The organism is Stenotrophomonas sp. Ste86 (assembly GCF_024519465.1).
Lineage (GTDB): Bacteria > Pseudomonadota > Gammaproteobacteria > Xanthomonadales > Xanthomonadaceae > Stenotrophomonas.
Genome location: NZ_JALJRW010000035.1, coordinates 1 through 22,639, shown reverse-complemented (window position 1 = coordinate 22,639; position 22,639 = coordinate 1). Strand labels below are relative to the sequence as shown.

Annotated in this window: 25 protein-coding genes and 2 tRNA genes; 20 read left to right on the top strand and 7 right to left on the bottom strand. The window is 67.1% G+C overall.

The annotated features are described in order from the left end of the window. The first annotated feature begins 128 nt into the window (after positions 1-128). The 4 genes from NR101_RS18725 to NR101_RS18710 all read left to right on the top strand — a co-directional run bounded on the left by NR101_RS18725 (position 129) and on the right by NR101_RS18710 (position 1,716). Positions 129-202, top strand: a tRNA-Cys gene (locus NR101_RS18725). Positions 203-389: 187 nt separating this feature from the next. Then, positions 390-848 carry a BLUF domain-containing protein gene (locus NR101_RS18720; RefSeq protein ID WP_256776166.1) on the top strand — a complete coding sequence of 153 codons (459 nt, stop codon included), beginning with the start codon at positions 390-392 and terminating at the stop codon, positions 846-848. An 86-nt stretch (positions 849-934) separates the two neighbouring features. Next, on the top strand, positions 935-1,156 hold the full coding sequence (locus tag NR101_RS18715; protein WP_256776165.1) for a hypothetical protein: 222 nt from the start codon (positions 935-937) through the stop codon (positions 1,154-1,156). A gap of 323 nt (positions 1,157-1,479) precedes the next feature. Next, positions 1,480-1,716: a hypothetical protein gene (locus NR101_RS18710; protein ID WP_256776164.1), complete on the top strand. Its 237-nt coding sequence runs from the start codon at positions 1,480-1,482 to the stop codon at positions 1,714-1,716. A 60-nt stretch (positions 1,717-1,776) separates the two neighbouring features. Here the strand turns inward: NR101_RS18710 and NR101_RS18705 are convergent, their stop codons facing one another. Both NR101_RS18705 and NR101_RS18700 read right to left on the bottom strand, forming a co-directional pair. Continuing rightward, a complete protein-coding gene (locus NR101_RS18705; protein WP_256776163.1) occupies positions 1,777-2,862 on the bottom strand; it encodes a 4Fe-4S dicluster domain-containing protein in 1,086 nt (361 codons plus the stop codon). A gap of 2 nt (positions 2,863-2,864) precedes the next feature. Next, positions 2,865-3,161, bottom strand: a complete 297-nt coding sequence (locus tag NR101_RS18700) for a hypothetical protein (RefSeq protein WP_256776162.1) — start codon at positions 3,159-3,161, stop codon at positions 2,865-2,867. 184 nt (positions 3,162-3,345) lie between these two features. Between NR101_RS18700 and NR101_RS18695 the strand changes: the two genes are divergently transcribed. The 5 genes from NR101_RS18695 to NR101_RS18675 all read left to right on the top strand — a co-directional run bounded on the left by NR101_RS18695 (position 3,346) and on the right by NR101_RS18675 (position 7,119). Then, positions 3,346-3,783: a group III truncated hemoglobin gene (locus NR101_RS18695; RefSeq protein ID WP_256776161.1), complete on the top strand. Its 438-nt coding sequence runs from the start codon at positions 3,346-3,348 to the stop codon at positions 3,781-3,783. A 45-nt stretch (positions 3,784-3,828) separates the two neighbouring features. Continuing rightward, positions 3,829-5,238: an oxygen-independent coproporphyrinogen III oxidase gene (hemN, locus tag NR101_RS18690; protein WP_256776160.1), complete on the top strand. Its 1,410-nt coding sequence runs from the start codon at positions 3,829-3,831 to the stop codon at positions 5,236-5,238. A gap of 22 nt (positions 5,239-5,260) precedes the next feature. Then, on the top strand, positions 5,261-6,217 hold the full coding sequence (locus NR101_RS18685) for a hypothetical protein (protein WP_256776159.1): 957 nt from the start codon (positions 5,261-5,263) through the stop codon (positions 6,215-6,217). 50 nt (positions 6,218-6,267) lie between these two features. Continuing rightward, positions 6,268-6,354, top strand: a tRNA-Leu gene (locus NR101_RS18680). Between the two features lie 72 nt (positions 6,355-6,426). Then, positions 6,427-7,119 carry a glutathione S-transferase family protein gene (locus tag NR101_RS18675; RefSeq protein WP_256776158.1) on the top strand — a complete coding sequence of 231 codons (693 nt, stop codon included), beginning with the start codon at positions 6,427-6,429 and terminating at the stop codon, positions 7,117-7,119. A gap of 26 nt (positions 7,120-7,145) precedes the next feature. Here the strand turns inward: NR101_RS18675 and NR101_RS18670 are convergent, their stop codons facing one another. Further along, complete coding sequence (locus NR101_RS18670) at positions 7,146-7,592, bottom strand: HD domain-containing protein (protein WP_256776157.1); 447 nt, start codon at positions 7,590-7,592, stop codon at positions 7,146-7,148. 136 nt (positions 7,593-7,728) lie between these two features. Between NR101_RS18670 and NR101_RS18665 the strand changes: the two genes are divergently transcribed. The 5 genes from NR101_RS18665 to NR101_RS18645 all read left to right on the top strand — a co-directional run bounded on the left by NR101_RS18665 (position 7,729) and on the right by NR101_RS18645 (position 13,036). Continuing rightward, entirely contained in the window at positions 7,729-8,724 is a 996-nt protein-coding gene (locus NR101_RS18665) for a TraB/GumN family protein (protein ID WP_306175624.1), read from the top strand. 111 nt (positions 8,725-8,835) lie between these two features. Then, complete coding sequence (locus NR101_RS18660; protein WP_256776155.1) at positions 8,836-9,291, top strand: BLUF domain-containing protein; 456 nt, start codon at positions 8,836-8,838, stop codon at positions 9,289-9,291. Between the two features lie 296 nt (positions 9,292-9,587). Beyond that, the gene (locus tag NR101_RS18655; RefSeq protein ID WP_256776154.1) at positions 9,588-10,874 is read left to right on the top strand and encodes a nucleotide sugar dehydrogenase; all 1,287 of its coding nucleotides are present in this window, start codon (positions 9,588-9,590) and stop codon (positions 10,872-10,874) included. 30 nt (positions 10,875-10,904) lie between these two features. Further along, on the top strand, positions 10,905-12,527 hold the full coding sequence (locus NR101_RS18650) for an FMN-binding glutamate synthase family protein (RefSeq protein ID WP_256776153.1): 1,623 nt from the start codon (positions 10,905-10,907) through the stop codon (positions 12,525-12,527). Beyond that, entirely contained in the window at positions 12,527-13,036 is a 510-nt protein-coding gene (locus NR101_RS18645; RefSeq protein WP_256776152.1) for a GNAT family N-acetyltransferase, read from the top strand. The genes NR101_RS18650 and NR101_RS18645 overlap by 1 nt, the downstream gene beginning before the upstream one ends. Before the next feature lie 305 nt (positions 13,037-13,341). Here NR101_RS18645 and NR101_RS18640 read toward each other — a convergent pair whose 3' ends face one another. Next, entirely contained in the window at positions 13,342-14,589 is a 1,248-nt protein-coding gene (locus NR101_RS18640; protein WP_256776151.1) for a TIGR03862 family flavoprotein, read from the bottom strand. A 9-nt stretch (positions 14,590-14,598) separates the two neighbouring features. Beyond that, positions 14,599-15,039: an FKBP-type peptidyl-prolyl cis-trans isomerase gene (locus tag NR101_RS18635; RefSeq protein ID WP_256776150.1), complete on the bottom strand. Its 441-nt coding sequence runs from the start codon at positions 15,037-15,039 to the stop codon at positions 14,599-14,601. 64 nt (positions 15,040-15,103) lie between these two features. Here NR101_RS18635 and NR101_RS18630 point away from each other — a divergent pair, with 64 nt between their 5' ends. From NR101_RS18630 to NR101_RS18615, 4 genes are all read left to right on the top strand, one after another. Further along, positions 15,104-15,469: a DUF6164 family protein gene (locus tag NR101_RS18630; protein ID WP_256776149.1), complete on the top strand. Its 366-nt coding sequence runs from the start codon at positions 15,104-15,106 to the stop codon at positions 15,467-15,469. Positions 15,470-15,523: 54 nt separating this feature from the next. Further along, positions 15,524-16,279 carry a sulfurtransferase gene (locus NR101_RS18625; protein WP_256776148.1) on the top strand — a complete coding sequence of 252 codons (756 nt, stop codon included), beginning with the start codon at positions 15,524-15,526 and terminating at the stop codon, positions 16,277-16,279. Between the two features lie 207 nt (positions 16,280-16,486). Beyond that, on the top strand, positions 16,487-17,473 hold the full coding sequence (locus NR101_RS18620) for an LLM class flavin-dependent oxidoreductase (protein WP_256776147.1): 987 nt from the start codon (positions 16,487-16,489) through the stop codon (positions 17,471-17,473). A 166-nt stretch (positions 17,474-17,639) separates the two neighbouring features. Beyond that, positions 17,640-18,149, top strand: a complete 510-nt coding sequence (locus NR101_RS18615) for a pyridoxamine 5'-phosphate oxidase family protein (RefSeq protein ID WP_256776146.1) — start codon at positions 17,640-17,642, stop codon at positions 18,147-18,149. Between the two features lie 51 nt (positions 18,150-18,200). Here NR101_RS18615 and NR101_RS18610 read toward each other — a convergent pair whose 3' ends face one another. Next, positions 18,201-18,857, bottom strand: coding sequence for an exopolysaccharide biosynthesis protein (locus NR101_RS18610; RefSeq protein WP_256776145.1), 657 nt, complete (start codon positions 18,855-18,857; stop codon positions 18,201-18,203). Then, positions 18,841-20,151, bottom strand: a complete 1,311-nt coding sequence (locus NR101_RS18605) for a hemolysin family protein (protein ID WP_256776144.1) — start codon at positions 20,149-20,151, stop codon at positions 18,841-18,843. Before NR101_RS18605 ends, NR101_RS18610 begins: the two co-directional genes overlap by 17 nt. 282 nt (positions 20,152-20,433) lie before the next feature. Between NR101_RS18605 and NR101_RS18600 the strand changes: the two genes are divergently transcribed. Both NR101_RS18600 and NR101_RS18595 read left to right on the top strand, forming a co-directional pair. Next, on the top strand, positions 20,434-21,060 hold the full coding sequence (locus NR101_RS18600) for a DUF47 family protein (protein ID WP_256776143.1): 627 nt from the start codon (positions 20,434-20,436) through the stop codon (positions 21,058-21,060). A 13-nt stretch (positions 21,061-21,073) separates the two neighbouring features. Next, a complete protein-coding gene (locus tag NR101_RS18595) occupies positions 21,074-22,195 on the top strand; it encodes an inorganic phosphate transporter (RefSeq protein WP_256776142.1) in 1,122 nt (373 codons plus the stop codon). Positions 22,196-22,639: the final 444 nt, after the last annotated feature.

Sequence of the window (22,639 nt, the reverse complement as noted above, 5' to 3'; positions counted from 1 at the left end):
GAGCGCAACCTTGCCAAGGTTGAGGTCGCGAGTTCGAGTCTCGTTTCCCGCTCCACATCCAGACCAGGCCCCGTTCTCGGGGTCTTGTTTTATCGGGGTATGATTTCCCGGTAAGCGGTAAGGTCACCGGCCTGGTGGCAGAGTGGTTATGCACCGGACTGCAAATCCGTTGAGATGGGTTCGATTCCCGTCCAGGCCTCCAGATCGAGATACGCTCAAAGCCCGCGCAAGCGGGCTTTTTGCGTTTCCGCGTATGCGATCGTGTCGTAGGCGCTGCGGCAACGCCGCGACGAACGTTGCCGATGCTGGCAATCTGAACTATTCAGTGCGGCGCTTTATTCAGGTGGCTGAAAGTGACAGCATGACGCGTCACTTTCAGGATCAAGCCCATGCCCCTTCGTGCGATCGCCTACGTCAGCGAGGCGTCCGCAGACCTGTCCACTGCCGGTCTGGATGTATTGGTCGAGGACGCGGCTCGGTTCAACACGCTCGCCGGGGTCACCGGCGTGCTGCTGTTCGATGGCGAACGCTTCCTGCAGTACTACGAGGGTCCAGAGGACGGCATTGCCGCCGTGCACGAGCGCATCCTGCATGCCCGTAGCCACCGCGCCATCATCGAGTTGAACCGCGGCCCAGTACCGCAACGCAGCTTCCCTTACTGGGGGATGCGCTGGCTGGCCGTCGACACAGCGCTGATCCGGCAGTTGGCGATCGGCGACTGGGCCGGTTTTGCCCGTCGCATGGATGACGGCTCGATGGCGGGCAGTGGGCTGGAGCAATTGCTCACGCTGGTAGCGCGTGCCCTGGACGTGGCGCCGCCGCCGCTGCAGCCGCATACCGTCAGCTGATCCCCGCGACTCGCCTGCGCAGCCTTCACCCGTTCAGGACGAACGCCTGCCCAAGATGGGCATCGATAGTTCTGTGAGGTTCTGCCATGGCTCTGGCCCTGTTGTTCGCCGCCGCCGGTGTGCCCGGTTCGTTCTGGGATTCGCCCAGCAATGTGAGTGGCGTGATCTGGCTGTTGATCGGGCTGGCCGGCATCGGGTTCTCGCTGGTGCTCGGCCGCGCACTCAAGCGCTTCAACGGCCTGGTCTGGACCCTGTTGCTGGTGGGGATCGCGATCGGTCTCTACGGCGCCTGGCGGATGGCGTCGTAAGCGGCCGACTGGACTGACGGCATCCTGCCCACCCTTGCTACGCGATGTCGCAAGGGCTGCAATCGCTGCATCTGCAGCGGTTTACTGACATCACCCTGTCAACACATCCTGCGCATGCTGCCTGCTCAAGGGGGCGAAGAGAGTGTGAACGGTTCAGCGACGCTGTTGCCCAAATCGGTGTGCCGATTGACTTGGCGCGAAGACCGTGCAAATTTTGGGTGAAATGCAAGTGAATCCTTCGCTGTCTTTGTTACTTTTGCGCGGCAAGCTGCACACAGGGTGGTTGCTCGTCTCCAATGCAGGGCAAGTCCAAGGGAGGTCGTATGCAATACGGCGTACATGACTTGGCTGATGGCGTGCGCACCGAGCTGGAAGCCAGTTACAGCAAGCACGGCTGCGGCCCGGAATTCTGGACCACCTATCAACAGGTGTTGGAACGGCTGGTGCCCAAGGGTCGCAGTCGCACCCAGGTCACCAACGAGCTGGCGTTGATCATCGAGCAGCTGGGCATCGTCCGGCGCGCGCAGATGGTGCCGCCGCGGACCACCGGCACACGCTGATACCGGTTGGGGGACCGGCGCCGTCGATCGATGGCAGGCGCATAGCGGGGATGCCGCCGTTTAGAACCGATGCACACCGATGCCCAGCAGCACCAGCAGGGTGCCGAGGGCTGCCAGCGTGCGCGGTCGCAGCCAGCGGCGTGCGTGCTGCTGTACCCGATTGGGGCTGGCAGTGGCGATCAGCCCGGTCGGGAAGTGCCATGCGCGCATCTGCGCATCACAGGCATCCATGCAGGCACCGCAGGCGATGCAATCGGGGTGCGGCCCGCTGCGGATATCCAGCGCCATCGGGCAGACCGCCACGCAGGCCTCGCAGTCCACGCAATCGCCCAGACGGTCGTCGGGAAAGTGCGGCATCGGCCCGGCCAGGGCCGGGTGCGCGGCGCGGAAGGCGTAGTCGCTGGCACTGACCGGATCGAGCAGACCGCGCCCGCGTTGCGTCACCGCGCCCTGTCCGGGCGCACGCGGGCCGCGCGGTTCGCCACGGCGTGCGTCGTAGTGCACCTGGGGCGTATCGGTATCGCACAGGCTCGGGCAGAGCCGCGCGTATGGGCACAGGTCGATGCAGACCTGCTCGCGCAGGAAGCCGGCATTGCCCCACGTGGCCAGCGCATAGAACACCACCCAGAACGTCTCCCAGCCACTCCAGTCCGGTGGCCACAGGCCCGCGACCAGGTCACGGATCGGACTGAACAAGCCCACGAAGGTCACCCCGGTCCACAGCGCCAGCAGGGCCCAAGCCAGGTGCTTCACCACGCGCGCCAGCGCTGGCTGGCGCAGGCGCCGGGCGCTGCTGCGTTCGATCCAGCCGAACATGCCGCTCCACAGCGTCTGCGGGCAGCCGTAGCCGCACCAGACCCGCCCGGCCACGTTGGTCAGCAGCACCAGGCCGACGGCGAGTACCGCCAGCAATCCGAGCAGTACGCCCAGGTCCTGTGGCCACAGGGTCAGCCCGAACAGATCGAAGCGGCGGTTCGGCAGGTCGAACAACAGCGCCTGGCGGCCCTCCCAGCGCAGCCACGGCAGCAGATAGAAGCCGGCCAGCAGCGTGGACGAGAGCAGCGCGCGCCAGCGCAGTGCGGCGCGCGGACGCGGCAAGGGCGTTGCAGGCGGCGGCACCAGATGCAGATGGAGGCGTGCGGGCATGGTCAACCCAACGGCACATCGTCGTCGTCGCGGCGCAGCGGCCGCAACAGATACCAGGTGACGCTGCTGGCCGCAGCGGTCACCGCCCAGAACATGAAAAAGCCGAGCGTATAGCCGAGCTCGCGGCTGATCGCGTGCTGCGGAAAGCTGATGTCGCGCAACCGCAGCGGATCGACGAAGGCGAAGAACACCATGCTGGCCAGGCCGGCGGCGACGAAACTGGGCCACAGGATGGCGCCCCAGTGCTGGATGAGCAGCCGGCGCCGGCTGGCCTCGGGCGGGTCGTGCAGGTCGGTCATTGCAGCCACGGTCAGGAGGGAGGGGCAGGGCGCGGCTATACTCCCGGCGGTCGTGGACCGGGCGCGCGCAGCCTGTCTGGACTCACAGACTAGGGCGCGCGATCGGCGCCGACATTGATTCTGATCAAAGCCGCTGCGCTGCCCCTGCGCGCATGCTGGCCACCATCGGCCGTAGAGGAACGCCATGCCGGATCCAGCCCCCTTCCCGATGCCCGCGCCCTCGCTGGCGTTGTGCAGCGAAGACCAGGTCACCCGGCTGGTCCACGATTTCTATGCGCGCGTGCGCGACGAGCCGCGTCTGGCCCCGGTGTTCACCGCGCGCGTGGACGACTGGGACGCGCACCTGGCGCACCTGGTCGATTTCTGGTCGGCGATGCTGCGCGGCACCCGCCGTTTCAGTGGCGCGCCGATGCCCAAGCACATGGCCATGGACGAACTGGACCGCGATCTGTTCGACCGGTGGCTGGCGCTGTTCCAGCAGACCACCGCCGAATGTGGCAATGCGCCGATGCAGCGCCTGGCCGACGATGTCGCTGCGCGCATCGCCGATACCTTCTGGCGCCGGTTCCAGATGTTGCGTTGGCCGCAGTTGCCGGTGGTCGGGGCGTCGCGGCTGGATTGATCTGGCGCAATGCGCGCGTCCGGCTGCGCGCGCAAGCTGTCAGGCATGGACACGATCTCGCCTGCCGCCGCCGGGCTTGCCTGGCACTTCGACCCGGAACTGCTGCGTCGCCACGACCGGCCCGGCCCGCGCTACACCTCCTATCCGACCGCGCCGCATTTCCACGATGGCTTCGGCGAGCACCAGCTGCGCGCGGCGATCAGCGCCAGCAACGCCAGCGCCCGTCCGTTGTCCTTGTACGTGCACGTGCCGTACTGCAGCAGCCCGTGCTTCTACTGCGGCTGCAACCGGGTGATTACCCGCGACCACGGCAAGGGCGTGGCCTACGTGGCGCGCGTACTGAGCGAGGCGGACCAGATCGCACCGTTGTTCGATGTCTCGCGCGAGGTGATCCAGCTGCACCTTGGCGGTGGTACGCCGAACTTCCTCGCTGCCGCGCAGCTGCGCGAACTGGTCGACGGGCTGCGCCAGCGCTTTCGTTTCAGCAGCGCGGTCAGCCGCGATTTCTCGATCGAACTGGACCCGCGCTTCGTCAGCCGCGCCGACATCGCCACGCTCGCTTCGCTCGGTTTCAACCGCGCCAGCCTGGGTATCCAGGATTTCGATCCGGTGGTGCAGCGGGCGATCAACCGCGTGCAGGACGTGGAGCAGACGCTGGACATCCTGCGCGCCTGCCGCGACCACGGCATGCGCTCGGTCAACGTGGACCTCATCTACGGGCTGCCGCACCAGACCCTCGCCGGTTTCGCGCAGACCCTGGAAACGGTGCTGCGCGAGCGCCCGGACCGCCTGGCCATCTACGGGTATGCGCACCTGCCGCAGCTGTTCAAGGCGCAGCGGCAGATCCCCGACGAGGCACTGCCCAGCCCCGAACAGAAGCTGGCCCTGCTGGGACTGGCGGTGCGCCGGCTGTCGCTGGCCGGGTACCAGTACGTGGGGATGGACCACTTCGCGCTGCCCGACGAAGACCTCTCACAGGCGCAGCGTGCCGGCCAGCTGCACCGCAACTTCATGGGCTACACCACCCATGCCGACACCGACCTGGTCGGACTGGGCGCCAGTGCGATCAGCCATATCGGTGACAGCTACAGCCAGAACCCGCGCGAGCTGCCGGGCTGGGAGGCGGCCGTGGATGGGGGGCGCCTGCCGGTCTGGCGCGGCCTGCAGCTGGACGCCGACGATGTGCTGCGCGCCGAGCTGATCGGCCAGCTGATGTGCCAGGGGGAAGTGGACGGTGGCGCACTGGCGCGGCGGCATGGCGTTGACTTCGAGGCGTACTTTGCCGATGCGTTGGTCGCGCTCGATGCCCTGCAGCGCGATGGCCTGGCCGAGTACACCGACGGCGTGGTGCGCACCACCGAACGCGGTCGACCACTGCTGCGCCTGCTGGCGATGTGCTTCGACCGCTACCTGGCACGCCCGGATCAGCCGGCGCGCTACTCGCGGGCCATCTGATCGCAGGTCAGCGGTGCGGTGCATGAAGAAGAAGCTGTATTTCTGGGCGGTGTACCTGCTGTTCTTTGCGATCGCGTTCCCGTGCATCCTGTATTACACGCTCGGTTATCCGGTGGACGACGTCGATCGGGTCGCGCCGGGATGGGGCGGGCTGTTGCTGGCCGTGTCGACAGCGCTGTGGTCACTGCTGGCCTGGGCCTATGCGTGGACGCTGCTGGTGGCCCCGTTCCGGGCGCGGGCGCCTTCGCAGGCGATCCAGCGCGCGGCGATACGCCGCCGGGCACGCGTGGTGCAGGCGAAGGACACCGGGCGGCGCCTGCGCGGTTGGCCGGTCTGGAACCTGACCCTGGCCTTCGACAACCTGTCGGGCACGCCGATCCAGGACGAGATGCTGGCCGTGGACAGCAAGCCGCAGCTGCACCGCTTCGCCGTGGGCAACACCCTCGACGCACTGCTCAGCGACGATCCTGGCCGCTACCCGAACCTGCTGCTGGAGGCGGCAATGCCGGAAGTGGACCATGCGCGGGTGATCCGGCGCGGCGTGATCGGTGTGCTCCTGCTGGCGGCGCTGCTGGGCTACTACGCGTGGTCGTGGAGCGACCAGAGCCAGGGGCAGGGATGGACCTTCCTCACGCCGTGGCACCCGCTGATCGTCATGCCGGCGAGCCTGTGCGTCTATCTGCTGCTGGGTTGGCTGTTTACCCGCAGGGTCGGGATTGATCGCCGTGCCGAGGCGTTGAACTACCGTGGCGTCGGCACCGAGGCACGGGTCGTACAGGTGCGCCAGACCGGGGCGGAGGTCAATCAGCAGCCGGAGGTCGAATTCAGCCTGGCGTTCGAGGACCGCCAGGGCCGCGCGCATACCGCTACCGTGCGCAAGGTGATCAGCCTGCTGGACCTGGACCGCGTCCCACGCGAACGGGCGCGCATCCTCTATCACCCCGACGACCCCGCGCAGGTGGGCATGCCCGACCTGTGAGCCGTCGCATTCCCAAATCGGGCCGGATCAGGCACCCTATGCGCGCCGTGGCCCGGATGGCGAAACTGGTAGACGCATCGGACTTAAAATCCGCCGGAGGCAACTCCATGCCGGTTCGATTCCGGCTCCGGGCACCAACGGTGTGACGCAAACGCGGTGGTTTTTGCCGCTAGCATGGCGGTTCCCTTCCTGCCCGCGCAGCGACCGTCATGCTCACCCTCCATATCGGCAACAAGAACTACTCGTCCTGGTCGATGCGCCCGTGGGTGCTGATGACCCAGGCCGGGATCGCGTTCGACGAAGTGCTGCTGCGCTTCGACAGTTTCGATCCGGATTCGCAGTTCAAGCGCCAGGCCACGGCGCTGTCGCCCTCGGCCACGGTGCCGGTGCTGGTGGATGGCGATCTGGTGGTGTGGGACACGCTGGCGATCGCCGAGTACCTGGCCGAACGTTTCCCGGACAAGCACCTGTGGCCGCAGGCGGTGGCCGAGCGCGCACGCGCACGCAGCGTCTGCGCGCAGATGCACAGCGGCTTTGGTGCGTTACGCCAGTACTTCCCGATGAATATCGAGGCGAGCCTGCCCGATGTCGGCGCGCGCGTGCTGCGCGAGCGACCGGCGGTGGTCGAAGACCTGCAGCGGGTGCAGTCGTTGTGGGAGGACCTGCTCGCGCGGCATGACGGTGCGCTGTTGTTCGATCGTTTCAGTATCGCCGATGCGTTCTTCGCGCCGGTGGTGATGCGTCTGACGACCTATTCGCTGCCGGTCACGCCTCGCGTCCAGCGCTACCTGGATGCGGTGCTGGCGCTGGCGGGTGTGCAGCAGTGGGTGGCGGGTGCCCTGGCCGAGCAGGACTTCCGCCCGTTCGAAGAGCCTTACCGGGATGCGCCGACGCCGCGATGACGGGGCGTGCCGCCGCGGCGGGGTGATCAGGCCGGAGCCGACGGCAGCGCAGCGCCCAGTGCCAGCAGCGCGTGCGCGTACTTGTCGGCCAATCGCTGCTGCACCTCGGCCGGCAGGTAGCGCAGGCGGGCCGGGTCGCTGTTGTCGGCGATGTCGGCCAGCTTGACCTTCAACGCCAGCGGGTTGGCGCGGATGGCGGCGTAGTAGTCCTCCGCAGGGAGATCCTTGCGCCGCGTCAGGCACGCCACCGCGGCACGGATGTGCGCAGGGAACGATGCCACCTCGGCGGAGAACGCAGGGCAGTCTTCGACCACATCGTGCAGCCAGGCCACCGCTTCGGCGTCGGCATCCCCCTGCACGCGGGCAGCCACGCGTGCGACGTGGCCGATGTAGGGCTGGCCGGCCTTGTCGATCTGGCTGGCGTGGGCGCGGCGGGCGAGGGTCTGGGCGTTGCGCAGGGTGTCGATGGGCATTCTCCTTGTGACCGGTCGCTGCATTATGCGTGCGGCGGCCAAACGCAAACTTTACGCAGCCGTGCGCGCGCCCCCGTAGGCTGCGCTCGACCCCCAACACAGGCAAGGCAACATGGCCAGCGCGGCACGGACACGGATGGCATGCATGCTCGTAGCGGCGATGGCATGGGCAACGGGGGTGCAGGCGCAGAGCCCGCCCCCTGGCACGCCGCCGACGGTGGTTGATCTGGCACCGGTGGTGGTGTCCGGCGTACAGCCCGGACCGGGCATGTGGAAGGTGACCGCCGGCAACGGGCATGTGCTGTGGATTCTGGGCACGGTGTCGCCGCTCCCGGCCAAGCTGGAGTGGCGTGCCGATGAGGTCCGGGCGGTGATCGCCAGCGCCGGCGAAGTGCTCGGCACCCCGGGCTGGACCGTCGATGCCGACGTCGGCTTCTTCAAGGGCCTGACCCTGTTGCCTTCGGCAATGAAGGCCGCACACGATCCGCAGGGGCGACGGCTGGAGGAGATCCTGCCGGCGCCGCTGTACGCGCGCTGGCTGCCGCTCAAACAACGCTATCTGGGCCGCGACGGCGGGGTGGAAAAGGACCGTCCGCTGGTCGCGGCGACCCGCCTGTATGCCGAAGCGTTGAAGTCGGTCGGGCTCGGCCGCGGCACGCCGGTGTCCGCCATTCTGGACAAGGCCTACAAGGCGCGCGGGTTGAAGCCGGTGGTGACCCGGGTGGTGATCAAGGTCGATGATCCGCGCCAGGCACTCAAGGAAGTGCGCGCCAGCACATTGCAGGACGTGCAGTGCTTCCAGCGCACCCTGGACGTGGTGGAACACCAGTTGCCGCTGCTGGTGGAACGCGCCAATGCGTGGTCGGTGGGCGACACAGAGGCGCTGCAGCGGCTGGCGGTGCAGAGCCAGTACGACGCCTGCGTCGGCGCGGTCGCCGACAGCGAGTTCGGTCGGCGCCGTGGGCTGCTGGGCGTGGAGCAGCAGGCGGCCGACAAGTGGCTTCAGGTGGCGCGCGCGGCACTGGCTCGCAACGCGACGACCTTCGCGGTCGTCCCGGTGCATACGCTGGTGCAGCCGGGCGGCTACCTCGCCCGTCTGGAGCAGGACGGCTTCCAGGTGGAAGCGCCCTGAGCCTGCGGCATCTGGACGCAGGTCAGCGTGTGCTGGCGCGCACAGTTCTCATCGACCTGGGTGTACAGCTTCGTGGCATAGTCTGGGTAGTCAACAGGGGGCTACACGAGCATGCCATTGCGTGCGATCGCCTATACCAGCGTCGCCTTTGAAGGGATCCAGGCATCGGATATCGATCGGATCCTGATGGCGGCATCCAGTTTCAACAAGGTGGCCGGCGTCACCGGGGTGCTGATGTTCGATGGCACCCGTTTCCTGCAGTACTTCGAGGGACCCGAAGACGGCGTCGATTCGGTCTACCAGCGGGTGGCCAATGCGCGAAGCCATCTGCACCTGCGCGAACTGGCGCGGGGAACCGTGGCCACCCGGCATTTCCCGCGCTGGACGATGACCTCCGCGGCGATCGAACCGGCTGTGCTCACCGGCATGATCGAACGGCCCTGGGAAGGCTTCAATGTGGCCCCGGCGTTCGACGGGCACGGCCCGGTCGGCTTTGCACGGCTGCTTGAATTGTGGACCGGCGTGTCGGGTGAGCTGGAGCCGGCGGCGGTGATGCTGGGCTCGTAACGGAACGGTTCTTTACTCGTAACACGATTCTCACGAGTGGTTGCCTACTATCTTCCTACCAGCTGTGACCGGTCCTGCGGAAATTCCGTCAGGCTGTTCTGAAAGGGTAGTAACCGCAGCTGGACCACTTGTTGGCCGTCGTCCGTACTCTCCGCGGACGGCGGCTTTGTTCTTTGTGGCGGCGGTGCTCCCGCGTTAGGCTTGTACTACTCGTTCCCTGGCGCAGCCCCCTCCATGAGTTCTTCCTGCTTCCTGCGTTGCGCTTTCCGTGCCGATCCCGCGCGGAGGCAGGGCTGATGGCCGCCGCTATCGGCGCTGCCGTGCAGGCGCGGATCGCGGTGATCGGGCTGGGCTACGTCGGCCTGCCGCTGACCGTTGCCTTCGGGTGCCGCCAGCCCACCGTGGGCTACGACATCGATCGTGCGCGCGTACAGGAACTGCAGCGTGGCCACGACCACACCCTGGAGATGGAGCCGCACGAACTGGCGGCGGCGGTGCAGGCGCGTTACAGCCACGACCCGGCCGAGCTGGCCGGTTGCAACGTCTATATCGTGACCGTGCCGACCCCCATCGACGCCTTCGAGCAGCCGGACCTTGCACCGCTGCGCAGCGCCTCCACGCTGATTGCCAACGTGCTCAAGCCGGGCGACCTGGTCATCTACGAATCCACCGTGTACCCGGGCACCACCGAAGAAGTGTGCGTGCCGCTGCTGGAAGCCGGTTCTGGCCTGCGCTTCAACGAGGATTTCTACTGCGGCTACAGCCCGGAGCGGATCAACCCGGGGGATCGCCAGCGGCGCCTGGCGGACATCCGCAAGATCACCTCCGGGTCGACCGCCGAGGTCGCCGCGGTGGTCGATGCGCTTTACGCCGGGATCATCACCGCCGGCACCTGGCCGGCACCGTCGATCCGCGTGGCCGAAGCGGCAAAGGTGATCGAGAACATCCAGCGCGACGTCAACATCGCGCTGGTCAACGAGCTGGCGTTGATCTTCGACCGGCTCGGCATCGATACCCAGGACGTGCTCGACGCGGCCGGCAGCAAGTGGAATTTCCTGCCGTTCCGCCCCGGCCTGGTCGGCGGCCACTGCATCGGCGTGGACCCGTATTACCTGCTGCACAAATCCGAGAGCGTGGGCTACCACCCGGATCTGATCCACACCGCCCGCCAGGTCAACAACCGGGTCGGCGCCCACGTGGCGCAGCGTGTGCTGGCCCTGCTGGCCGGGCGCGACAAGGCACCGTCCGACGCGCGCATCCTGGTGCTTGGGGTGACGTTCAAGGAGAACTGCCCGGACCTGCGCAACAGCCGTGCGCTGGAGCTGGCGCAGACCCTGCAGGCCAGTGGCGCGCACGTGGACGTGCAGGACCCCTGGGTAGGCCCGGCGGCGCTGGCTGGCAGTGGCGTGCACTGGGTGGAGCAGGCCGCGCCCGGCGCGTTCGACGCGGTGGTACTGGCGGTGGCGCATGACCAGTTCCGCGCCTTCGATGCCGCCGCCATCGGCGCGCTGCTCGCGCCCGGTGGCGTGGTCTACGACGTCAAGTCGGTATGGCCGCGGGACGTGGTGGACGGCCGGTTGTAGACTCGAACGCGTTATTGATCGAGGAAAGCCATGCATCGTTACCTGGTTTACATGCTCGCCATCCTGCTGTTTCCGGTCTGCCTGTGGCTGGCCACGATCTGGCCGGCCTGGTACTGGGGCGTGGGCGTGACCGCCGCGCTCGCCCTCCTGGGCACCTGGGATCTGCTGCAGAAACGCAGCACGCTGCGTCGCAACTACCCGGTGATGGCGCACTTCCGTTACGGGCTGGAATCGATCGGCCCGGAGATCCGCCAGTACTTCGTGCAGAGCGACCTGGAGGACGTGCCGTTTTCGCGGCAGCAGCGCGCGCTGATCTACCAGCGCTCCAAGAATGAAATGGACGTGGTGCCGTTCGGTACGCTGCGCAGCACCTATGCGGTGGACTACGAGTGGATCAACCATTCGCTGGCGCCGACCGAGATCGCGCACAGCGATTTCCGCGTGCTGATCGGGCCCAACTGCGCCAAGCCGTATTCGGCCAGCGTGTTCAATATTTCGGCAATGAGCTTCGGCTCGCTGTCGGCCAATGCGATCCGCGCACTCAACGAAGGCGCGCGGCGTGGCAGTTTCTACCATGACACCGGCGAAGGCTCGATTTCGCCGTATCACCGGGAAATGGGCGGTGATCTGGTCTGGGAAATCGGCTCGGGTTACTTCGGTTGCCGGGGCGATGATGGGCACTTCAGCGAAGAGAAGTTCGTCGCCAACGCCACCCATGACCAGGTCAAGATGATCGAGATCAAGCTGTCGCAGGGCGCCAAGCCCGGTCATGGCGGGGTGCTGCCGGCAGCCAAGGTCAGCGCGGAAATCGCGATCACCCGCGGCGTGCCGGTGGGCGTGGAGTGTGTGTCGCCGTCCAAGCATTCCGCGTTCAGTACCCCGGTGGAGCTGCTGCAGTTCGTGGCGCGGCTGCGCGAGCTGTCCGGTGGCAAGCCGGTCGGCTTCAAGCTGGCCATCGGACATCCGTGGGAGTGGTTCGGTATTGCCAAGGCCATGCAGGAAACCGGGCTGCTGCCGGACTTCATCGTGGTCGATGGCGCCGAAGGCGGTACCGGTGCGGCCCCGGCCGAGTTCGTCGACCATGTCGGCGTGCCAATGCACGAAGCGCTGCTGCTGGTGCACAACACCCTGGTCGGGCTGGACCTGCGCGACCGCATCAGGATCGGCGCGGCCGGCAAGGTGACCAGTGCGTTCGAGATCGCCCGCACCATCGCGCTTGGCGCGGACTGGTGCAATGCCGGGCGTGGCTTCATGTTCGCGCTGGGCTGCATCCAGTCGCTGAGCTGCCACACCGACAAGTGCCCGACCGGTATCGCCACCCAGAACCCGAACCGCTGGCGTCACCTGGATGCCGTGGACAAAGCCACCCGCGTGCACAGTTACCACGACAACACCGTGCGCGCGCTGCGCGACCTGCTGTGCGCGGCCGGCTTGAACCACCCGTCCGAGCTGGGACCTGAGCACATCCTGCGGCGGGTGTCGCCGGTGGAAATCCGCTCGCTGGCCTCGCTGTACCGTTATCTGAGTCCGGGCGAGCTGCTGCGGCAGGTGCCCGATCACGCCGTGTTCCATGATTACTGGGGCGATGCGCGCAGTGATTCGTTCCAGCCGCCGGCGCGGATCCAGGCGCTGCGCACGAGCAAGTCGCGCTGATGGCGGATGCGGTCGGACCGCCACAGGACGCGCATGCAGCCGGGCAGGGCCCGATATTGCGGCGTGGACGCCCGGAGGAGGCCGATGCCCTGTGGGTGCTGCGCACCCGCTGCGTGCGCGAGCTGTGTAGCGCAGCCTATCCGCCCGAAGTGATAGCGCCATGGGCAGCGTCGCCGCCGCCGGCGCATTATCGTGAGCTGATCGGACAGGGCGGCTGCATCGTCGCCGAGGACGATGCGGGCACGCTGCTGGGCTATGGCGTGATCGATCAGCAGGGCAACGAAATCGATGCGTTGTTTGTCGACCCCGACTACGGCGGGCGTGGCATCGGCAGCGTGCTCATGCACGCGCTGCAGGCGCTGGCCGATCCGACCCGCCCGCTGGTATTGTCGGCCTCGCTCAACGCGGTGCCGTTCTACCAGCGTGCCGGATTCAAACCGCTGCGCGAAGAAACCTACGCGCACCCCAGTGGCGTCGCCCTGGCCTCGGTGCGCATGCAACGCGGCTGATCCCGGCCGGCGCGCACCACCGTCGCAACCACCCCGCTATTGCCGGCCGCTGGCCGGCTCCTCAGCACCGCCGGAAGCACCAAGGTAGTGCCGGCCGCTGGCCGGCTCCTCAGCATCGTCAGAAGCACCAAGGTAGTGCCGGCCGCTGGCCGGCTCCTCAGCATCGTCAGAAGCACCAAGGTAGTGCCGGCCGCTGGCCGGCTCCTCAGCATCGTCAGAAGCACCAAGGTAGTGCCGGCCGCTGGCCGGCTCCGCAACACCGTCGGACGCATCCGGCAGCGCCGGCCAACGGCCGGCACAGCCGGTCACAGGTTGCGCAGGTACTCCACCACCCCGCGGCCCGCCCGCAACCCGCTCGCATAGCAGGCAGTGAGCAGGTAGCCCCCGGTCGGCGCTTCCCAGTCCAGCATCTCGCCGGCGCAGAAAGTACCCGGTAGATCGCGCAGCATCAGCTGCGTATCGAGCGCTTCCAGCCGCACGCCACCGGCGCTGCTGATCACCTCCGCGATCGGACGCGGGCGCAGCAGGGGCAGCGGCAGGCGCTTGAGAGCGGCGGCGATGCGCGGCGGTGGCAATTGACCGGCGTCCTTGCCCAGGATTTCGAACAGCAGCGCCGATTTGACCCCGCCCAGGCCCAGCTGGCGACGCAGGTGCTCGCCGAAACTGCGGCCCTGGCGCGGACGTTGCAGCTTGTCCAGGACCTGCGCTTCGGTCTGGCCCGGCAGCAGGTCCAGGTGCAGGTGCACCCGGCCGTCGCGGGCGAGGGTGTCGCGCAGGTCGGCGGCCATCGCATAGATCAGGCTGCCCTCGATACCGTCGGCGCTGATCACGCACTCGCCCTGCTGCGACCGGAGCTGGCCGTCCAGCGCGGTCCAGTAGGCCACCACCGGCTTCAACGGGGCGCCAGCCTGGCGCTCGCGGAAGTAGGTGGTCCAGTCGATGTCGAAGCCGCAGTTGGCCGGCTGCAGGGGAGCGATGTCCACGCCACGCGCGGCCAGCGGCGCCACCCATGCGGCGTCGGAACCCAGCTCGGGCCAGCTGCCGCCGCCCATCGCCAGCACCACCGCATCGGCGTGCACGTCCACCTCGCCGTTGGGCGTGTCGAAACGTAGTGCGCCATCGTCCTGCCAGCCGGTCCAGCGGTGCTGCACATGCAGGCGCACGCCCTGTTCCTTCAAGCGGCGCACCCAGCCGCGCAGCAGCGGGGCGGCCTTGCGGTCGACCGGGAATACCCGGCCCGAGCTGCCCACGTAGGTGTCCACCCCGAATCCGTGGGCCCACCCGCGCAGCGCCGGCCCGTCGAAATCGGCCAGCCATGCGCCCACGTCGGCCGCGCGCTCGCGGTAGCGCGAGACGAACAGCGCGTGCGGATCCGAATGCGTCAGGTTCAAACCGCCCTTGCCGGCGATCAGGAACTTGCGTCCCGGCGACCCCTTGGCTTCATACACATCGACGTGGTGGCCGGCGGCGCGCACGGTTTCGGCGGCCATCAGCCCGGCCGGGCCACCGCCGATGATCGCCACGCGATGCGGCGCGCTGTCTGGACTACGCATGCGGCAAACTCAGTTCGGCTTGACGTCGAGCAGCTCGACATCGAACACCAGCGAAGAACCGGGGCGGATCGGGCCGGCGCCACGGTCGCCGTAGCCGTACTCGGCCGGGATCATCAGGGTGCGCTTGCCGCCCACCTTCATGCCGGCAAAGCCTTCGTCCCAACCCTTGATGACCTGGCCCTGGCCCAGGTTGAAGGTGAAGGGTTCGCCACGGTCGACCGAGCTGTCGAACTTCTCGCCATGCTTGTCAGCGGCGCGCTCGTCATAGATCCAACCGGTGTAATGCACGGTGACCTTGTTGCCTGGCGTGGCCTCGGCGCCAGTGCCCGGCTGGGTATCGATCTTCTCGAACTGGGCGATGCTGCCACCCGGCGGCGGGCCAGGCGGGGTGCAGCCGGCGAGCGCCAGCAGTGCCAGGGGAGCAAGCAGGTAGGAGGACAGGCGACGCATGGCGGCTCCGGATCGCAAAAACGGGACGCAAGGGTAGCGCATCGCCGGGCGCTATCATGGGCACATGTCGAAACTGCTGCTCAACCTGCGCTACGTCGCGGACGATGAAATCCAGGACGTGACTGCCCTGCTGGACCAGGCGGGCATCGCCCATTACCGCACCGAACCCAGCCCGTGGGGCATCTCCTGGGGCGGAATCTGGATCCGCGACAATGACGACCTGCCGCGCGCCAAGGCGCTGATGGCGCCCTACCAGGAGGCCCGCGGCGTGCGCGTGCGTGCCGAACGGGAGGCCGCGCTGCGTGATGGCACCGCCGAAACCTTCGGCAGCCTCCTCCAGCGTCGACCGCTGTTCGTGGTCGCCATGCTGCTGGGCATGCTGGCTGCGGCGGCGCTGGTACTGCTGCCGTTCGTACTGCTGCGGGGCTGAATCACCGCCGGCGGTGGGCCCGGCGGTGCGGCCGGCGCGATTTATAATGGGCCGATGATCGCCAATACCGCCGCCTACCACTTCACCCCCATCGCCGACCCGGATGCGCTGTGCGCGACCCTTCTGGAGCGGGCAACCGCGGCAGGGCTGCGCGGCACCATCCTGGTGGCGGGCGAGGGCATCAACCTGTTCCTGGCCGGCAGTGAGCCGGGCATCGACGGCTTCTACGCCCCTTTGCAGGCCGACCCGCGTTTTGCCGGGCTGCGGGTCAAGACCAGCTACAGCCAGATGCAGCCGTTCGCGCGGCTCAAGGCCAAGGTCAAGCCGGAAATCATCAGCTTCCGCATCGATGACGGCCAGCCGCTGGCCTATCCGCGCGCCCCGTCCGTCGACCCGGCCACCGTGCAGCGCTGGCTGCGCCAGGGTCACGACGATGCCGGCAAGCCGGTGGTGATGCTGGATACCCGCAACACCCAGGAAATCGAGTACGGCACCTTCCAGGATGCGCTGGTGCTGCCCATTACCAAGTTCACCGACCTGCCGGATGCGCTGGCTCCGCACCGAGAGGCCCTGCGTGACAGCACCGTGGTCAGCTTCTGCACCGGCGGCATCCGCTGCGAGAAGGCCGCGCTGTGGATGCGCAATGACGGCATGGACAACGTGCTGCAGCTGGACGGCGGCATCCTCGGTTATTTCGAGGCGGTGGGTGGTGAAGGGTATGCGGGCCGCTGTTTCGTGTTCGATGAGCGCGTGGCGCTGGACGCCGAGTTGAAGCCGCTGGTTGATCAACCGGGGACCGGGGCGGCCTGAGGGCGGTTTTCCGAGGGTGCCGGGGCGGCCGGTCACCTGTTTCAGGTAGTGCCGAGCCATGCTCGGCAGCCCAGCAACCTGCGGCCCGAGCTTCATCGGGCAACCTCACGAACCCGAACCGCAGGAATCAGCGTCCCGCTGCCGGCACTGGCGGCACGTCAGCGCCGGCCCCATGTCGGTGGCATGACTTCTGGATGGAACGCGCGCATGCAACTGTCGATTCTTGATCTGGCCCCGGTCTGTGAGGGCAGTGACACGACCCAGGCCTTCGCCAACATGCTGGACCTGGCCCAGCACGCCGAGGGCTGGGGCTTCCATCGCTACTGGCTGGCTGAACACCACAACATGCCCGGCATCGCCAGCGCCGCCACTGCGGTGCTGATCGGCCACGTGGCCGGTGGCACCCGCCGCATCCGCGTCGGCGCCGGCGGGATCATGCTGCCCAACCACTCGCCGCTGCAGGTGGCCGAGCAGTTCGGCACCCTGGCCTCGCTGTATCCGGACCGCATCGACCTCGGCCTGGGCCGTGCGCCCGGCACCGACCAGCCCACCGCCCGCGCGCTGCGTCGCTACTTCGACAGCGCCGACCAGTTCCCGCAGGACGTGCGCGAGCTGCTGCACTACTTCGAACCGGCGCAGGCCGGCCAGGCGGTGCGTGCCGTGCCCGGCGCGGGCATCCCGGTGCCGGTGTGGCTGCTTGGCTCCAGCTTGTTCAGCGCTCGCCTGGCTGCCGCGATGGGCCTGCCCTTCGCCTTCGCCTCGCACTTCGCCCCGGATGCGATGGACCAGGCGCTGGCGGTGTACCGCAGCGAGTTCCGTCGTTCGCAATATCTGGACGCGCCGTACGCGGTGCTTGGCCTGAACGTGGTCGCCGCCGAATCCGAAGCGGAGGCCAAGCGCCTGTTCACCACCCAGCAGCAGAGTTTCGTCAATCTGCGCCGTGGCAAGCCCGGCCTGATCCCGCCGCCGATCGACGACATCGAAGCGTTCTGGCAGCCGCATGAAAAGCAGGGGGTGCAGAGCGCACTGGCCTGCGCGGTGGTGGGCGATGTGCGCCAAGTCGGCGAGGGCATGGCGGCGTTCGCCGCGCGGCACAAACCCGATGAAATCCTGATCACCGCCAACATCTACGACCACGCCGCACGCAAGCGTTCGTTCGGTCTGGCGATGCAGGCGTGGAAGGCGAACAGTTAAGCGCCACGCCATGCGTGGCTGACGCAATTCCGGCCTTGTTGAAGAGTGCAGCCACGCATGGCGTGGCTCTACCCGGGAAGGATGCGAAGGTGGTGTGACCCTGCGATTCACACGGCCGTGGCTGCCGATCGGCTGTGATGGTGGCTCCCGTTGCAGGAGTTACCCCATGGCAGAGCTCGATCGCCAACAGCACATCAAACAACTCGCCGGCATGATCCGCGATGTCGACATCGCCATGTTCACTACCGTCGGCGTCGATGGGCGTCTGTACAGCCGCCCGCTCGGCACCCAGGAAGTCGAATTCGACGGTGACCTGTGGTTCGCCACCGAAGCTCACAGCCCCAAGGTGGCCGAACTGGCGCTCAATCCGCGCGTCAACGTGTCTTACTCCTCGCCGTCGGGCAACACCTATGTGTCCGTCTCCGGCACCGCGCGCGTGGTGGATGACCGCGCCAAGATCGAGGAACTGTGGTCGCCGGCGATGAAGGTGTTCTTCCCGGGCGGCAAGGACGATCCCAACCTGCGCCTGATCCACGTCAGCGCCGAATCGGCCGAGTACTGGGATGGCCCGGGCGGCTTGCTGGGCAAAGCGCTGTATTTCGTGTTGTCGGCGGTGACCGATGATCCCGGTACGTTGTCCGATACGGGCACCGTGGATCTCAAGCCCGGGGCATGACGTCCCGGTGGCCGGGGTGCAGCCGACCCACGGTCGGCTCTACCCGGCGCCTCAGAACCAGCGCTGGAACTGCTCCACCGTGTAGCTCAGCAGCTGGCCCGAGCTGAATCCGAAGAACAGCACTGCGGCGACCGCGCCGATCCAGTTGAACAGCATCAACATCCCATCGCGTTCGAGCAGCGCCAGCGCGAACAACAGCAGCTGGAAGCCGAACAGGTAGTTGGTGAAGGGAATCGGCAGCGACAGCAGCACCGCGACCAGGATCAGCAGCAGCCCGGTGAACGCATGCGCCGGATACGGCACCACCAGTGCCGGCATGCGCGGCTTCAGCAGCCGGTCCAGGCGCCGCAGCGGCCTGTCGATGCGCGCCAGGAAACGGTGCATCGTGCCGCGCCTGGGCCCGCGGCGGGCAATGAATTTCGGCAGCCACGGCCGATGCAGGCCGAACAGCATCTGCGCCCCGATCAACAGGATCAACGGACCGCTCACCGCGCCGGCCACGCCGGGGATCGGGATGAACGCCGGCAGGATCGCCACGAACAGGAACACCCCGAACGCGCTCTGCTGCAGGTCCTGGAGGATCTTGCCCAGCAGCAGCCGTGCGTCCGGATCACCCTGGTCGAACATCGCCAGCAGGGTCCGGATGCCCTCGTTGCGGTACTCGTCCGGACCCGGCGCCGGGGTCGGCGGATCAGCCGGTGAGTTCATCGGTCTCTTCTTCGGACAGCGTGCGCAGCAGCAGCTTGTCCACACGCGCGCCATCAAGGTCCACGATCTCGATGCGCCAGCCGGCCCAGTCGAAGTACTCGCCCGCGTGCGGGATGCGCCCGAAGTAGTGGATGCACATGCCGGCCAGCGTGTAGTAGTCGCCGTCCTCGCCATCGGGCAGCTCGGCGTTGCCCATCAGTTCGCGCAGGTCCTCGATCGACAACGAGCCATCGACCAGGAACGAGCCGTCTTCGCGCATCACCACCAGCGCGTCCTCGTCCACGTTTTCCACCGACTGCAGGCGTCCGACCACCGCGCCCATCAGGTCGCTGATCGTCACCAGGCCCTGGATTTCACCGTACTCGTCCACCACCAGCGCCATCGACTGCTGTTCTTCGCGGAAGATCTCCAGCAGTTTCATCGCATGGGTGGACTCGGACACGTACAGCGGTTCGCGCAGGTTCTGGAACAGCGAATGGTCATCGCGCACCAGCCGGGTGACCAGGCTTTTCACTTCCAGCACGCCGACGATGTCCTGGTCGTTGCCGCGATACACCGGGTAACGCGAGAACTCGTTCTCGCGCATGGTGGCGATGTTCTTCTCCGGGTCGGCCATGGTGTCCAGCCAGGCGATCCGGTTGCGCGGGGTCATCAGGCTGTCGGCGGTGCGGTCGCCCAGGCGCATCACCCGGTTCATCATGTCGCGCTCGTGCGCGTCGATCACGCCGGCCTCGTGGCTCTCGGCCACCAGCATGCGGATCTCTTCTTCGGTCACCGACGCGGCCTCGTCCTTGCCCAGGCCCAGCACGCGCAGCACCAGTCGGGTGCTGTGCGAGAGCAGCCAGACCGCCGGGAAGGCGATCCGTGACAGCCAGCCCATCGGCCAGGCGACCAGGCCGGCGATATCCTCCGAGCGGGTGATCGCCAGTCGCTTGGGCACCAGTTCGCCAAAGATCAGCGTCAGGAAGGTGATCAGGGCCACCGCCAGCGCCTTGCCCACCTCACCCGAATAGGCAAAGGCCGGGAACATCCCGTGCAGCCACGTCGCGATGGCCAGGCCGATCGCCTCGCCACCGAACACGCCGGTCAGGATGCCGATCAGGGTGATCCCGATCTGGACCGTGGAGAGGAAGCTCTCCGGCTTTTCAGAAAGTTCCAGGGCGCGCTCGGCGCGCTTGCTGGTGCTGGCCATCTGCTTGAGGCGGCTCTTGCGCGAGGTCATGACCGACATCTCGGACATGGCGAAGAAGCCGTTGAGCAGGATCAGGGCCAGGACAATAATCAGTTCAAACACGGGCGTCGTCCCCGGTTGGTGGCAGGGAGGGCGTGTTCAAGCGATGTCGGCTACCGGAGGGCGCGTAAGCGCGGCGGTGCGGCGGGGGGTAAGGGTCGTCGTCCATAGAGTGCGCCCGAAGGCGCCCGCGCATCTTAACAAAAGGCCGGGGCAGGGGAGCAACCAGAGTCGTTCAGACTGGGCCGTTCCAGCGTGAAGATGACGGGGAGTACCCGGATTGGACATCAAACCGTCATAATTCCGCCCGGTGCCGTCCTTCCTCGACGGCGAATAGGTTTCTCAATGTTCTCTCTGCAGACCATTTTCGGCTCCGGCAAACAGTTCTACACCCTGCTGGACGAGGCTGCCCAGGCCGCCCAGGACAGCGCCAAGGCGCTGCACGCGATGCTCCGCGACGCCGACCGCCAGCCTGCGCTGGACGCCTTCAAGCTGGCCCGCCTGCGCGAACGCGCCGCCTCGGACAAGATCAGCCAGGCGCTGGTGGACAGCTTCATGACCCCGATCGAGCGCGAGGACATCGAAGCGCTGGGCTCGGCGCTGTACAAGATTCCCAAGCAGGTCGAGAAGTTCGCCGACCGCTATTCGCTGGCCACCCAGCACCTGGAGCACATCGATTTCGCGCCGCGCGCGGCGATGCTCGAGCAGGCCGCCAGCGTGGTGGTGGAGATGGTCAACGACCTGCGCCACATGAACCTGGACCGGATGACCGCGCTCAACGAGCGGCTGCGCTCGCTGGAGAACGAGGCCGACCGGCTGATGCTCGAGCTGTACCGCGACATCTACTCCGGCCGCCTGGACAACCTGCAGATGTTCCTGCTCAAGGAGTTCTTCGAGATCCTGGAAAAGGCCATCGACCGGTGCCGCGAGGCCGGTGTGGTGGCGTACCAGATCGTGCTGAAGAACAGCTGACGGACGCCACAGCATGCTGACCCTTGTCCTGGTGGTGATCCTGGCCGCGCTCGTCTTCGAGTTCATCAACGGCTTCCACGACACCGCCAACTCCATCGCCACCGTGGTGGCGACCAAAGTGCTCTCGCCCGGCTGGGCGGTGATGCTCGCGGCCTTCATGAACCTCATCGGCGCCCTGACCGGCACCGCCGTGGCGCTGACCATCGCCTCGGGCCTGCTCAACACCAACGTGGTCGATGTGACCCCGCAGGTGATCCTGTGCGCGCTGCTGGGCGGCATCATCTGGAACCTGATCACGTGGTGGAAGGGGCTGCCGTCCTCATCCTCGCACGCCCTGATCGGCGGCCTGTGCGGCGCCGGCCTGGCCGCGGCCCACAACAACTGGGATGCGCTGATCTGGTCCGAACGCATCGGCACCTGGGCCCAGAACAAGGGCCTGCTGTGGAAGGTGTTCCTGCCGATGATCACCTCGCCGATCGCGGGCTTCCTGCTCGGCATTCTGGTGATGCTGCTGCTGTGGGCGATCATCGCCGGCATGGCCAAGGCCGGTGGCTGGCTCGGGCGCATGGCGCGGCCGCGCATCGTCAATGCGTTCTTCGGCAAGGCACAGATCGCCTCGGCGGCCTACATGGGCTTTGCTCACGGCCACAACGATGCGCAGAAGACCATGGGCATCATCGCCATGACCCTGATCGGCGCCGAAGCGACCGGTGCGTTGAACGACCTGCCGTCGTGGCTGGCCTTTATGCATCCGGACGCGAGCGCCGGTGACGGCATCGCGATGTGGATCGTGCTGACCTGCGCCGTGGTGATGGCCGCCGGTACCGCGTCGGGCGGCTGGAAGATCATCAAGACCCTGGGCCACAAGATGGTCAAGCTGCACCCGATCCACGGCTTCGCCGCGGAGACGAGCTCGGCCACGATCCTGACCCTGGCGGCGCACTTCGGCATGCCGGTCTCGACCACGCACAGCATCTCCACCGCGATCATGGGCGTGGGCTACGCCAAGAACCCGCGTTCGCTGCGCTTCGGCGTGATCGAGCGCATCGTCTGGGCCTGGATCCTGACCATCCCGGCCGCCGGCGGCTGTGCGTACCTGATCCTGCGCCTGTTCGAGCTGTTTGGCTGGGCGTAAGTCGCGTTGAATCGGTAGTGCCGAGCCATGCTCGGCTGCAACGAAAAACCCGCCGAAAGGCGGGTTTTTCGTTTTTTCTCCCAAGGAATAGGGGGAGCGTGTTGTTGCAACTGCCGCAGTAGAGGGCGCGCGGCGGTTGGTTTGTCCAAGAGTGGCGTGGATCAGGTGACGTCTTCGCTTGCGCCTTTCGCGAGCGTCAGGGCCCCGTAGCGACCGGTAGGCCCCTGGCGCAAATGTCCCCCGGCCTGGCGGCCTCCTCCTTTATTTTGCCCAGGAGCCTACCGCCCGCTACGGGGCTCGGCTTGCGGAGCTAAGCGGAACCTAGGCTTTCTTGGCGCTGGTCGGTGGGTCGGGCGCTGGGCGCCCATGCCCTTGGAGGCGAAATAAAGGGTTCTTCTCCCATCTGAGGGGAGAAGGCGCACGGCCGGCCAGCTAGATTGTGGT